Below are 13,088 nucleotides of genomic sequence, written 5' to 3' on the forward strand. Positions count from 1 at the left end.
ACGGTGCTGTTCCTATGACCGCCCCGAGGTTCCGCTGCCCGTGCCCCCCTCCGTAACCTGGCATCAGAAGGAACGGGCGGGGGCAAGTGGAACATTCTCAGAGCGCTTCTCAGGGCACAGGATCGGGGCTGCTGCTCGCCGGTCGCTACCGGCTGGGCGAGTCCATCGGACGCGGCGGCATGGGCAAGGTCTGGCGCGCGCACGACGAGGTGTTGCACCGCGTGGTGGCGGTGAAGGAGTTGACGGCGGGCCGGTTCGTGGCCGAGGCCGACCGGCTCGTGCTGCACGCCCGTACGCAGAAGGAGGCGCGGGCCGCCGCGCGGATCACGCACCCGGGCGTGGTGACCGTCCACGACGTCCTGGAGCACGACAACCGGCCGTGGATCGTGATGCAGTACGTCGACGGGCCCTCGCTCGCCGACGCCGCCAAGGAGGCCGGCACGATCGAGCCCCGCGAGGCGGCCAGGATCGGGCTGCACGTCGTCGGCGCGCTGCGTGCCGCGCACGCGGCCGGGGTGCTGCACCGGGACGTCAAGCCGGGCAACGTGCTGCTCGCGCGCGACGGGCGCGTCCTCATCACCGACTTCGGGATCGCGGCGATCGAGGGCGACTCGACGATCACCCGGACCGGTGAGATCGTCGGCTCCATCGACTATCTGGCGCCCGAGCGGGTACAGGGCGGCGATCCGGGTCCCGCCTCCGACCTCTGGTCCCTCGGAGCCACGCTGTACACGGCGGTGGAGGGCACCTCGCCGTTCCGCCGCACCTCCCCGATCAGCACCATGCAGGCCGTGGTGACCGAGGAGCCGCCGCACCCGCAGAAGGCGGGGCCGCTGGCCTCCGTCATCGTGGCCCTGCTGCGCAAGGATCCGGCGCAGCGGCCGCGCGCGGACGAGGCCGAGCGGATGCTGCTCGACGCGATGGAGGGGCGCGCGCCGGCGGCGGCGCAGGCGTACGTGCCGACCCAGCGCGTGGCCAGGGAGGACCTGGACACGGCGGCGGACGCGCAGGCGGCGGCCGGTACGGGCATGGGGCCAGGCGCGGGCATGGGGCCGGGCACTGGCATGGGGCCAGGCGCGGGCATGGGGCCGGGCACTGGCATGGGGCCGGGTACGGGTACGGAGAGCCTGGCGGGCGGCCCGCCGAAGGCCACCGCGCAGTGGCCCCAGCCGGCCCAGGAGCAGCAGCCGGCCCTCGTGTCCCACCAGCTCCAGCCGTCGCACCCCGGCTCCCCGCCCCCCTCCCCCCGCGGCCGCTGGCGTTCCGCCGTGCTCGCCGCGCTGCTCGCCGGGGTCGTCGCGGGCGGTGCCGTCTTCGCCGCCATGAACTACGCGAGTAGCGACCGTGACAGCGGTGCCGACGGCGGACGGACCACGCCGGCGACCTCCCCCGCCACCAAGAAGGGCGGCGGGGACGGCATTCCGGCCGGCTGGCACCGCGCCGACGACCCGGAGGGCTTCAGCCTCCTCGTACCGGACGGCTGGAAGCGGCAGACGGAGGGCGACCAGATCGACTACACCCCGGACAACGGCCGCCACCGCATCCGGATCAGCGTCGACAAGAGCCCCGACTTCGAGAACCCGTACATGCACGCCGTCGACCTGGAGCGCCAGCTGGGCAAGCGCATGGACTACAACCGGGTCAAGCTCGGCCAGGACACCTACCGCGACCAGGTCCGCTCCTGTCTGTGGGAGTTCACCTGGACAGAGAAGAAGACCTTCCCGGGGCCGCGGCACGCGATCGACCAGATGTACTACGACGAGGACGGCACCGAGTACGCCATCTACATGTCCTCGCCGGCGTCGAGCTGGGAGACCACCCGGGAGCAGTTCGACATCGTCCTCCAGCACTGGCGCGCGCCGGGGGACTGAGGGGCGGAAAAATCTCCGTGGGCGGCCTCCGGCGGCCGTAAGCCCCTGATCAGGACTTATGTGCCAGTGATCGCTGGCGCGATGTGTGCGGACGGTGAAAACGCGTTACCGACGGGTACCCAAAGGCCGGAACGCGGCCTACGCTCGGCCTCATGACGGACTCGCAGGCCCCCGCCGCCCCCTCGGTTCCCGCCGACGCCGACACCGCCGCCTCCGCCGCCGAGGCGGCCCGCCCGGCCGCGCCCGCCGGCGCGACCAACCCGGTCGCGCCCGCGCCCGCCGGCGCGCGGACGGCCGCCGACGTCGTGACGCCCGAGCTGGTCGCCCGGCTCACGCGCGGAGTCGTCGGCTCCGGCCGGACCGCCAACCACACCCCCTTCACCGGGGAGAAGCTGGCGGACCTGCCCGAGTCCACCCCCGAGGACGTCGCCGAGGCCTTCACGCGCGCGCGTGCCGCCCAGGCCGCCTGGGCCGCCACCCCGGTCAGGACCCGCGCCGCCGTCCTCCTGCGCTTCCACGACCTCGTCCTCCAGCGGCAGGCCGAGGTCCTCGACCTCATCCAGCTGGAGACGGGCAAGGCCCGCCTGCACGCCCACGAGGAGGTCCAGGCGGTCGCCGTCGCCGCCCGCCACTACGGCCGCAAGGCCGCCTCGTACCTGCGCGCCAAGCGCCACACGGGCGTCGTGCCGACCCTCACCAAGGTCACCGAACTGCGCCAGCCGCGCGGGGTCGTCGGCCAGATCGCCCCCTGGAACTACCCGTTCGAGCTCTCCGTCGGCGACGCGCTCCCCGCCTTCGTCTCGGGCAACGCCGTCGTCATGAAGCCCGACACGGAGACCGCGCTCACCGCGCTCTGGGCCCGTGACCTGCTCATCGAGGCCGGCCTGCCCGCCGAGGTCTTCCAGGTCGTGCTCGGCGAGGGCCCGGTCGTCGGCCCCGAGGTCGTCAAGCACGCCGACTACGTCTCCTTCACCGGCTCCACCCGCACCGGCCGCGAGGTCGCCCAGGGCGCCGCCGCCCGGCTCGTCGGCGTCTCCCTCGAACTCGGCGGCAAGAACGCCATGCTCGTCCTCGAGGACGCCGACATCGAGAAGGCCGCCGCCGGAGCCGTCCGCGCCTGCTTCTCCTCCGCCGGCCAGCTCTGCATCTCCATCGAGCGACTCTACGTCCACGAGTCGATCGCCGACGCCTTCCTGGAGCGCTTCGCCGCCCGTACCAAGGCCATGCGCCTCGGCAACTCCCTCGCGTACGGGGCGGACATGGGCTCCCTCGTCGGCGAGCGGCAGCTGGAGACCGTCACCAGGCACGTGGAGGAGGCCGTCGCCAAGGGCGCCACGCTCGTCGCCGGCGGCGTCGCCCGCCCCGACATCGGCCCCCTCTTCTTCGAGCCGACCATCCTCGACGGCGTCGAGGCCCCGATGGCCGTCTGCGGCGAGGAGACCTTCGGCCCGGTCGTCTCCGTCTACCGCTTCAGGGACGAGGACGAGGTCGTCGAGCTCGCCAACGCCACCCCGTACGGCCTCAACTCCTCCGTCTGGACGAAGGACTCGCGCCGCGGCCACGCCGTCGCGGCCCGGCTGCGCACCGGCACCGTCAACATCAACGAGGGGTACGCGCCCGCGTACGGCAGCGTGCAGTCCCCGATGGGCGGCATGAAGGACTCCGGGCTCGGCCGCCGCCACGGCTCCGAGGGCATCCTCAAGTACACCGAGGCGCAGACCGTCGCCCAGCAGCGGCTGATCCCGCTCGCGCCCTCCTTCGGGATGGACGACGAGAAGTACGCCGCGTTCATGAGCGTGTCCCTGAAGGCGATGAAGGCCCTGCGCCTGCGCTGACCCTCCGTCCCACCCGCCCCTTTTCGTACGAGGAGAGCCATGACCGCGGTACCCCCTGCCCAGAATCAGGACGAGGACGACTCGTACGACTACGACGTCCTGGTCGTCGGCTCCGGCTTCGGCGGTTCGGTCACCGCCCTCCGCCTCACCGAGAAGGGCTACCGGGTCGGCGTCCTGGAGGCCGGGCGCCGGTTCGCGCGGGGTGAGCTGCCCAAGAACTCCTGGGACCTGAAGAACTTCCTGTGGGCCCCGACGCTCGGCCTGTACGGCATCCAGCGCATCCACCTGCTCGGCAACGTCATGGTCCTCGCCGGCGCGGGCGTCGGCGGCGGCTCGCTGAACTACGCCAACACCCTCTACGAGCCGCTCGCACCGTTCTTCGACGACCCGCAGTGGAAGGACATCACGGACTGGCGGGAGGAGCTCGCGCCCTACTACGACCAGGCCAAGCGGATGCTCGGCGTGCGCCTCAACCCGACCATGACCCCCTCGGACGTCCATCTGAAGGCGACCGCGCAGGCCATGGGCATCGGCGACACCTTCCACATGGCGCCGGTCGGAGTGTTCTTCGGCGATGGGGAGGACGGCGACGGGACGGCGCGGGCGAAGCCGGGCGGCGAGGTCGCCGACCCGTTCTTCGGCGGGGCCGGCCCCTCCCGCAAGGCCTGCACCGAATGCGGCGAGTGCATGACCGGCTGCCGGCACGGCGCCAAGAACACCCTCAACGAGAACTACCTCTACCTCGCCGAGAAGGCGGGCGCGGTCGTCCACCCGATGACCTCGGTCGTCGCCGTCACCGAGGACTCGCGGGGCGGCTACGCGGTCAAGACCCTGCCGACCGACAACAGGAAGAAGGGCGCGGGCCGGACCTTCACCGCCCGCAAGGTCGTCATCGCCGCCGGCACGTACGGCACGCAGACCCTGCTCCACCGGATGAAGGACACCGGGCTGCTGCCCCGCATCTCCGGCCGGCTCGGCGAGCTGACCCGTACGAACTCCGAGGCGCTGGTCGGCTCGCAGACCACCGACCGCCGCTACCGCAAGCGGCACGGCAAGGACCGGGCCGACTTCACCAAGGGCGTCGCGATCACCTCGTCGATCCACCCGGACGACAACACCCACATCGAGCCGGTCCGCTACGGCAAGGGCTCCAACTCCATGGGCGGCATGACCGTCCTCCAGGTGCCCTACGGCGCGCACCGGGTCCGCAGGTGGCTGCTCGAACTGGTCAAGCACCCCGCGCTCGCCGCCCGCTCGCTGTCCAACCGGCGCTGGTCGGAGCGGACCATCATCGGCCTCGTCATGCAGTCCCTGGACAACTCGCTCACCACCTACCGCAAGCCGGGCGGCATCGGAAAGGGCCTGCTCACCGCCCGCCAGGGCCACGGCACCCCCAATCCGACGCAGATCGAGGCGGCGACGCGGGCCGCGACCCTGCTCGCCGAGGAGATCAACGGCTTCGCCGGCTCCAACATCGGCGAGCTCATGGGCACCCCGCTCACCGCGCACTTCCTGGGCGGCTGCCCGATCGGCGCCGACGGTACGACCGGCGTCATCGACCCGTACCACCGGCTCTACGGCCACCCGGGGATCTCCGTCGTCGACGGCGCGGCCGTCTCCGCCAACCTCGGCGTCAACCCGTCCCTGACGATCACGGCCCAGGCGGAGCGCGCCATGTCCTTCTGGCCGAACAAGGGCGAGGAGGACCCGCGGCCGCGGCAGGGCGAGGCGTACGTCCGGATCTCGGCGGTCGAGCCGAAGTCCCCCGCCGTCCCGGCCGAGGCCTTCGGCGCCCTGCGGCTGCCGTTCCTGGGGATGCCGGCGGTCCCGCCGAAGAAGGACTGAGCCCGTTCGGCTGAGCCTGTTCAGCCGAGCCCGTCGAGCTGAGCCCGTCGAGCTGAGCCCGTTCGACCGGGCCCGTTCGCAGGAAAGGGCGCTGCACCCCCCTCCGAGTGCAGCGCCCCTCCAGCTTTGGTGTTGCTGCATAGATGACCTTCGGTCCCCGCGATTGGTTGTAGCGGTTGCGCAGGATCTTCGTGTGACGCGCGTCACGTCCTGGGGAGGGGTGTTCTCGAGCCGCACGAGAAGGGCCCCGCGCTCGCGATTCCGGTCGCGGCGCGGGGCCCTTGAGGTCGGCACCGGTGTCAGGGCAGCGGCGGTGCCGAGCGGGGCGGCGCCGGGGGGTTGCGCCGCAGGGGGAGGGGATCAGGAGGGGATCGGGGGACGGGAGGACGGGGGGATCGGCCGGTTGCGGCCGACCCCGGGCGTCCCCGGGGCCGACCGCCCTTTCTGGGTGACCGGGCTGCTGTCCCCTGCTGTCCGGTCACACGCGCTGGTGCGAGGTCCCACGACGTACCGGAGAGGTACGCCACACGCCCCAGCGAAGCCACGCGTGGTTTCATTCGGGCCCGCCCCTGGCTGGCACGGACACCCGGACCAACGAAGCCCGGCCGGAGCCGGTCACGCGCCGTACGGGTGAGAGCGGGACCGAACGGGGGTGCGGGAGCACACTCAGACGCGTCGCCCGAGGCACCGCCGTCCCTCAGATGCGGCCCCGGCACAGCTCCAGCATCGTCATCGCGAGCGCCGTGCCCGGCTTGCCCAGGGCGTCCCTGTAGTGGCCGAGGACCTCCATCTCGCGGGCCAGGTTCACCCGGCGGCCACCGGAGGAGATCCGGGCCTCCTGGATGACGGCCGAGACGGCCATCCGCTCCTGGATGAGACCGATGATCCGGTCGTCGAGGGCGTCGATGCGCTCGCGGGCGTCGCCGATCAGCGTCGCCGCCTCGTCGGTGCGGGCGCCGGTCTGCTCGGTGATGGTCTTCGGGGTCATGGTCTTCGTGGTCACGGCGGGGGCTCCTCGTGGTGTCGGGTCCTGGAGCCCCGGGGCGACATCGCCCGGAGACAAGCAGAACGCCCCGGGCCTTGTCGGCCCGGGGCGCCTGGGAAGTCGCTTGTCAGTTGCTCAAGCAGCACGACCATGGCAGCCGGTGGGCCGGTTGCCATAGGTAAAGACGAAGGTCGAGTACTTGCGCATGGCGACAGTATGGACCCCTCCGCGCACCCCGGGACAACCCGGGTTCGGATGGTGAGACGAAAAGCGACACCGGCGCGCCGGTAGAATCGACAAATAGCCCCCCTTTCGGGGGACCCCAGGGAACCTCCGAGGAAGCTCCGAGGAACCCCCCAGGGAACCCCGAGGGAACCTCTCCTACCGCCGGAAGGCCGCCGTAGTGTCATCAGCGACTCCCGCTGCCGCGCCCGACGTCTCCAACCCGGACGTAGTCCTCGTTGTCGACTTCGGCGCCCAGTACGCCCAGCTCATCGCCCGTCGCGTCCGTGAGGCGCGGGTCTACAGCGAGATCGTCCCGTCCACCATGCCGGTGGCCGAGATGCTGGCCAAGAACCCCAAGGCGATCATCCTCTCCGGCGGCCCGTCCTCCGTGTACGCCGAGGGCGCCCCGCGCCTCGACCGCGAGATCTTCGAGGCGGGCGTGCCCGTCTTCGGCATGTGCTACGGCTTCCAGCTGATGGCGACGACCCTCGGTGGCACCGTCGACAACACCGGTGCCCGCGAGTACGGCCGGACCCCGCTGCACGTCTCCAAGGCCGGCTCCACCCTCTTCGAGGGCACCCCGGTCGAGCAGTCGGTGTGGATGTCGCACGGCGACGCCTGCTCCGCCGCCCCCGAGGGCTTCACCGTCACCGCCTCCACGGACGTCGTGCCGGTCGCCGCCTTCGAGAACGACGAGAAGAAGCTGTACGGCGTCCAGTACCACCCCGAGGTGCTGCACTCCACGCACGGCCAGCAGATCCTCGAGCACTTCCTCTACCGCGGCGCCGGCATCCAGCCGTCCTGGACCACCGGCAACGTCATCGAGGAGCAGGTCGCGGCCATCCGCGCCCAGGTCGGCGACAAGCGCGCCATCTGCGGCCTCTCCGGCGGCGTCGACTCCGCCGTGGCCGCGGCCCTCGTCCAGAAGGCCATCGGCGACCAGCTCACCTGCGTCTACGTCGACCACGGCCTGATGCGCAAGGGCGAGACCCAGCAGGTCGAGAAGGACTTCGTCGCCGCGACCGGCGCCCGCCTGGTCGTCGTCGACGCGGAGAAGCGCTTCCTCGACGCCCTCGCCGGCGTCTCCGACCCGGAGACCAAGCGCAAGATCATCGGCCGTGAGTTCATCCGCGTCTTCGAGCAGGCGCAGCTGGAGATCCTCCAGGAGGAGGGCCCCGAGGTCGCCTTCCTCGTCCAGGGGACCCTCTACCCGGACATCGTCGAGTCCGGCGGTGGCACCGGCACGGCCAACATCAAGTCCCACCACAACGTGGGCGGCCTCCCCGACGACATCGAGTTCGAGCTCGTCGAGCCGCTGCGCCAGCTCTTCAAGGACGAGGTCCGGATGGTCGGCCAGGAGCTCGGCCTGCCGGAGGAGATCGTCCAGCGCCAGCCGTTCCCCGGCCCCGGCCTCGGCATCCGCATCGTCGGCGAGGTCACCAAGGAGCGCCTGGACCTGCTGCGCGAGGCCGACGCCATCGCCCGCGAGGAGCTCACCGCGGCCGGCCTCGACCGCGAGATCTGGCAGTGCCCGGTCGTCCTGCTCGCCGACGTCCGCTCCGTGGGCGTCCAGGGCGACGGCCGCACCTACGGTCACCCGATCGTGCTGCGTCCCGTCTCCTCCGAGGACGCCATGACGGCCGACTGGTCGCGCCTGCCCTACGAGGTGCTCGCCAAGATCTCGACCCGCATCACCAACGAGGTCGCCGACGTCAACCGTGTCGTCCTGGACGTCACGAGCAAGCCGCCGGGCACCATCGAGTGGGAGTAATCGCTCCCGCACGCGTGTGAAGCCGCCGCTCCGGACCTCCGGGGCGGCGGCTTCGTCGTGTTCACGTCGGGACTCTGGTGACTTGACCGGCCGGGCGTTACCTTCCGGCGCATGAGCGTGATACCGGACCCCGTCCCCGTCGAACGGCTCCACTTCGCCCTGCCGCCCGTCCACGCGACGGCCGAGGAGGAACGCACCCACCGCAAGCAGCGGCTCGCGGGCGCGCTCCGGCTCTTCGGGCGGCTCGGGTACGAGGAGGGCGTCTCGGGCCACATCACCGCCCGCGACCCGGAGCACCCCGACTGCTTCTGGGTGAACCCCTTCGGGGCGCCGTTCGAGGAGCTCACCGCGAGCGACCTCATCCTGGTCAACGGCGACGGACAGGTCGTCCGGGGCGGCCACCACGTCAACCAGGCCGCCTTCACCGTCCACGCCCAGGTCCACCGCGCCCGGCCCGACGCCGTCGCCGTCGCCCACACCCACTCCGTCCACGGGCGGGCCCTCGCCGCGCTCGGCGAACTCCTCGACCCGATCACCCAGGAGGCCTGCGCCTTCTACCAGGACCACGCCCTCTACGACGCCTACACCGGCGTCACCGTGGACGCCGAGGAAGGCCGCCGGATCGCCGTCGCCCTCGGCACCTTCAAGGCGATCGTGCTCCGCAACCACGGGCTGCTCACCGTCGGCACCTCCGTCGACGCGGCCGCCTGGTGGTTCATCGCCCTGGAACGCTGCGCCCAGGTCCAGCTGGCCGCGCGGGCGGCCGGCAAGCCCGTGCTCATCGACCACCGCGAGGCGGTCGCCACCCGGGAACAGCTCGGCAGCGACCTCGTCGCCTGGATCAACTACCAGCCCCTGTGGCGCAGGATCAGCCGGACGGACCCCGAACTCCTGTCGTAACACCATCGCTTCACCCTTCTGTACGTCAATGAGATGGCGCGGCAATCACTCTCCGGCGGGGCGCACGCGGCAGGCGCGAGAGCCGCGGGTACGGCACAATTCCGTGGAATCAACGGCTGGTTGGCTCTTCGGGGCGCGCCGGGACACATCGACGCGGGCCGTGAAATGAGCTCGTGAGCTCGGGAGTGAGCACCGTGGCGGTTCAAGAGGCGAGACAGTACGGCGAGCACGCGACGGCCTGTGCCGGCTGCGCCCACTGCGGGCAGGCCGGACACCGACGGGCCGTCGCCGCCTTCCTCGCCCGGCGCGACGAGCTCGCCGCCGGGCACGGCGTCCCCGCGGCCGTCGCCCACTCCCCGGTCGCCGCCCGCCAGTGGGTCTCCGACGAGCTCGCCCAGTCCGCCCGCGCCGTGGCCGTGCGCGGCCGGGAGGCCGGACTCGCCTGGCTCGACCGGGTACGGCGCGGAGGGCTCGGCGCGGTCTGGGGCGCCGTCCTGGCCCTCCTCCTCGGCCAGGCCCTCACCGCCATCGACGGCGGCTGGACCGGCGCCCGCACGGCCGGCCTCTGCACCGCCCTGGTCCTCGCCGTCCTGCTCAGCGCCGCCGCACACGCCCACCGGGCCCGCGGCGGCCTCCTCGCCCCGCTGATCGGCGAGGACAACCGGCTCTCCACCACCCGCGCCGTCGCCGCCGGCTGGCTCCTCCTCCTCGGCTACACCCTCCTCTTCCTCGCCTTCCGCTCCCCGGGCGCGACCGCCTTCGGTCTGGCCCGGGGCGCGGGCCTCCTCACGGTCCTCGCCCTCGTCGCCTCCGTCACCGTCACCTCCCGTCTCGTCGTCGCCCTCGGCATCGCCGCCGGCCGCCTCCAGAAGGTGCGCGCCGACCGCCCGCGCGCCGCCGACCTGGTCTGCGACGACAGCGGCCGGGCCGCCCTCGCCGACGTCCAGTACCTCCTCGTCTCCGGCGCCGTCCTGGCTCTGGCCGCCGTCGGCCTGGCCCGCGACCCCGACCGCCTCCCCGAGGTGCCCTGGTCGCTCGTGCTGCTCGTCGGCGTCTCGGCGGCCTGGCACCTCGCCGCGAAGTGCACCGAGGGCGTCCGCCCCACGATCCACTCCGTGGTCCGCTCCCGGGAGGCGGGCGACCTCGACGCCCCGATCCGTACCGGAGACGACATCGAGATCCGCGGCTGCGGCTTCGTCCCGCCCGGCGCCGGCGCCCCCGACCCGCTGACCCGGCTGGTCGTCCGCATCGGCCCCGTCCACGCCCACGTCCCGCTGGTCCCGGTCCCGGGCGGCTTCGCCAACCCCACCGACTCCGCTCTGACCGTCCCCCTCCCGGCGGACGTGGAACCGGGCCGGGTGGAGGTCTCGGTCGTCACGGCGGCCGGCGTGGAGACCAACCGGATCACGATCGACGTCGTGGACTGAGCCTCAGGCCCCCTTCCCGCGTCCCGGCCGCCCGGTGCGGGGAGAATCGTTCCGCGAACAGTCGTACGGGGCGTGGAGAGGTGACCGACGATGACGGGACAGAAGGACGCCGGCTCGGGCAAGGCCCGGGATGCCGACGGCACCGACGGTGACGGTGGGCGCTTCGTCGAGCGGAAGGCCACCTTCGACCTGTGGAGGGCGACCGCCTCCCGCTATGCCCTCCTTCCGCTGCGGATCTTCCTCGGGGTCACCTTCGTCTACGCCGGACTCGACAAGCTCACCGACTCCGCCTTCTTCGCCGACACGGGCAGCGGTTCCATCGGGGAGATGATGCGCGGCGTCCGCGACAGCTCCGCGATCCCCGCCCTCGTCGACCTCGCCCTCAACAACCCGACCGGCTTCGGCTACGCCATCGCCTTCGGAGAGCTCGCCGTCGGGCTCGGGACCCTCTTCGGTCTCTTCGCCCGACTGGCGGCGCTCGGCGGCGCGCTGATCTCGCTGAGCCTCTGGCTGACCGTGAGCTGGCAGGTGCACCCGTACTACCTCGGCAACGACCTGGCCTATCTGATGTCCTGGCTCCCGCTGCTGCTGGCCGGGGCCCCGGTGCTCTCGCTGGACCGGCTCCTCGCCGAACGGCGCCGTATTCGATAGGCGACCCAGGTCGCGAGGGCGGCGGTGCCCAGGCCGCCGCAGAGCACGGGGACCACCACGTACCACGGGGTCGTCCAGGCGCCGGCGGCGTCGCCCGCGTAGACGGCGGCCAGGGCGAGGGCGGTCAGGCCGAGGAGCAGTCGGCCGGGGCGGAACTCATGAAGCAGCACGGGTGACCTCCACCTGTCCGAGTCCGACCTCCAACGAGAGGTCCAGGGTGCCCGCCGGGGTGGTCCCGGCCGGCGGGGTGAGCGTCCGGGTCACGTCACGGTCCGGCGCGATGTCGATGTCGCCGGCGGGCGCGCCCGGCAGCTGCAGATCGCCCAGACCCACCTGGGCGTGCAGCTTCACCACCGCGCCCTTCGGGACGATCACCTCGAGTCGCCCGGCGCCCACGGAGGCGCGCGTCGCCACCGTCGAGCCGGCCGGGAGCGGGAACCGGGAGAGATCGAGCGTGCCGACCCCGGTGCCGAGACCGTAGTCCGGCTGCACGGCGGCCACCGAGGCGGGCCGCCACGTCTCACGGACCCATTCCGTGGAGATCCGCTCCGGCAGCGCCGAGGCCAGCGCGAGCAGGCCCGCCGTGACCACGGTCAGGAAGACCGTCCCGAACCCGGTCCGCCCGAGGAAGCTGCTGACGACGAGGCCCAGGCCGAACACCGCCAGCGCGGCGGCCAGACCGATCTGCAGGCTGGTGCCCAGCGGGTGGGTGTCCCACGTCAGGCCCGTGCCGAGACCGCCCGCGAGCAGGGCGAGCAGGAAGACGAGACCTCCGATGGAGAGCGGACTCCGGCGTATGGAGGGCGTCGGTCGGCCGGACACCGTCGGGTCGGGACCCCACTGGCTGCCCGGCTTCGGCACCTCGCCGTTCACCGTGCCGTCCTCGTCCAGGATTCCGTGAGGTCCCCACAGGTAGCCGATGGCCAGCTTGCCCGTCGAGCCGTCCTTGACGATCGGGTCCCTCCACCAGGAGGGGGACTCGTAGAGCGGCGGGGCCTTGGTCTCGGGCGGCGCCTGGGCGGCCGCGGGGACCGTCACGGTGTCCGATCCGCCCTCGGTCTCGCCGCCGGCCCGCCGCCGCTGCGACCAGACCGCCGCCCCGCACACCGCGAGCGACAGCGTCAGCGTGAAGCCGAGGACCCCTCCGCTGTGCAGCGTCGACAGGAAGATCCCGCACCCGATGAGCGCCATCAGGAGGGCCGCCAGGGAGGCCCCGGACACCCGGCCCATCAGCAGCCTGCGCCCCTCGCTCTCCTCCTCGCCCGCGAGCGGGATCAGCAGCCACGCGAAGCCGTAGAACACCAGGCCCAGGCCGCCGGCCACCGCCAGCACGCCGATCACCACCCGGAATATCACCGGGTCGAGGTCGAAGTGCCGCCCGAGACCTCCGCAGACGCCGCCCACGACGTTGCTCCCGCGCGAGCGCCGGAGCGGCGGGGCGGGATCGGCCTCCGCCGGTGGCGGGGCCTCGTGCTGCGAAGGCATCGAACTCGTCATGGCTCCATGGTGACGGCCCGTGACGCCCCGCGGCACCGGGGCCGACCCTGGCCCGACCCTGATATTCGAGGGGCCACCGCC

Annotated in this window: 10 protein-coding genes; 7 read left to right on the forward strand and 3 right to left on the reverse strand. The window is 72.5% G+C overall.

The genetic code is table 11. The annotated features are described in order from the left end of the window. Positions 1-86 precede the first annotated feature (86 nt). From SVTN_RS23235 to SVTN_RS23245, 3 genes are all read left to right on the forward strand, one after another. Entirely contained in the window at positions 87-1,871 is a 1,785-nt protein-coding gene (locus tag SVTN_RS23235; RefSeq protein ID WP_063782276.1) for a serine/threonine-protein kinase, read from the forward strand. A 152-nt stretch (positions 1,872-2,023) separates the two neighbouring features. Then, on the forward strand, positions 2,024-3,706 hold the full coding sequence (locus SVTN_RS23240; protein ID WP_041130831.1) for a succinic semialdehyde dehydrogenase: 1,683 nt from the start codon (positions 2,024-2,026) through the stop codon (positions 3,704-3,706). 39 nt (positions 3,707-3,745) lie between these two features. Then, entirely contained in the window at positions 3,746-5,551 is a 1,806-nt protein-coding gene (locus SVTN_RS23245; protein ID WP_041130832.1) for a GMC family oxidoreductase, read from the forward strand. A gap of 697 nt (positions 5,552-6,248) precedes the next feature. Here SVTN_RS23245 and SVTN_RS23250 read toward each other — a convergent pair. Continuing rightward, positions 6,249-6,539, reverse strand: coding sequence for a chorismate mutase (locus SVTN_RS23250; protein WP_041134167.1), 291 nt, complete (start codon positions 6,537-6,539; stop codon positions 6,249-6,251). A gap of 400 nt (positions 6,540-6,939) precedes the next feature. Here SVTN_RS23250 and guaA point away from each other — a divergent pair, with 400 nt between their 5' ends. From guaA to SVTN_RS23270, 4 genes are all read left to right on the forward strand, one after another. Further along, the gene (gene guaA, locus SVTN_RS23255) at positions 6,940-8,532 is read left to right on the forward strand and encodes a glutamine-hydrolyzing GMP synthase (RefSeq protein WP_041130833.1); all 1,593 of its coding nucleotides are present in this window, start codon (positions 6,940-6,942) and stop codon (positions 8,530-8,532) included. 111 nt (positions 8,533-8,643) lie between these two features. Further along, positions 8,644-9,432, forward strand: a complete 789-nt coding sequence (locus SVTN_RS23260; RefSeq protein ID WP_041130834.1) for a class II aldolase/adducin family protein — start codon at positions 8,644-8,646, stop codon at positions 9,430-9,432. A 194-nt stretch (positions 9,433-9,626) separates the two neighbouring features. Then, positions 9,627-10,859 carry a hypothetical protein gene (locus tag SVTN_RS23265; protein WP_041134168.1) on the forward strand — a complete coding sequence of 411 codons (1,233 nt, stop codon included), beginning with the start codon at positions 9,627-9,629 and terminating at the stop codon, positions 10,857-10,859. Positions 10,860-10,949: 90 nt separating this feature from the next. Beyond that, positions 10,950-11,510: a DoxX family protein gene (locus SVTN_RS23270; protein WP_078908456.1), complete on the forward strand. Its 561-nt coding sequence runs from the start codon at positions 10,950-10,952 to the stop codon at positions 11,508-11,510. On the opposite strand, the gene SVTN_RS42290 is transcribed toward SVTN_RS23270, so the two are convergent. Together SVTN_RS42290 and SVTN_RS23275 are read right to left on the reverse strand one after the other, a co-directional pair. Beyond that, on the reverse strand, positions 11,420-11,680 hold the full coding sequence (locus SVTN_RS42290) for a hypothetical protein (protein WP_078908457.1): 261 nt from the start codon (positions 11,678-11,680) through the stop codon (positions 11,420-11,422). The two genes, SVTN_RS23270 and SVTN_RS42290, sit on opposite strands and share 91 nt — an antisense overlap. After that, on the reverse strand, positions 11,667-13,007 hold the full coding sequence (locus SVTN_RS23275; RefSeq protein ID WP_099055220.1) for a PspC domain-containing protein: 1,341 nt from the start codon (positions 13,005-13,007) through the stop codon (positions 11,667-11,669). Before SVTN_RS23275 ends, SVTN_RS42290 begins: the two co-directional genes overlap by 14 nt. Positions 13,008-13,088: the final 81 nt, after the last annotated feature.

This window comes from Streptomyces vietnamensis (assembly GCF_000830005.1).
GTDB classification, from domain to species: Bacteria; Actinomycetota; Actinomycetes; order Streptomycetales; family Streptomycetaceae; genus Streptomyces; species Streptomyces vietnamensis.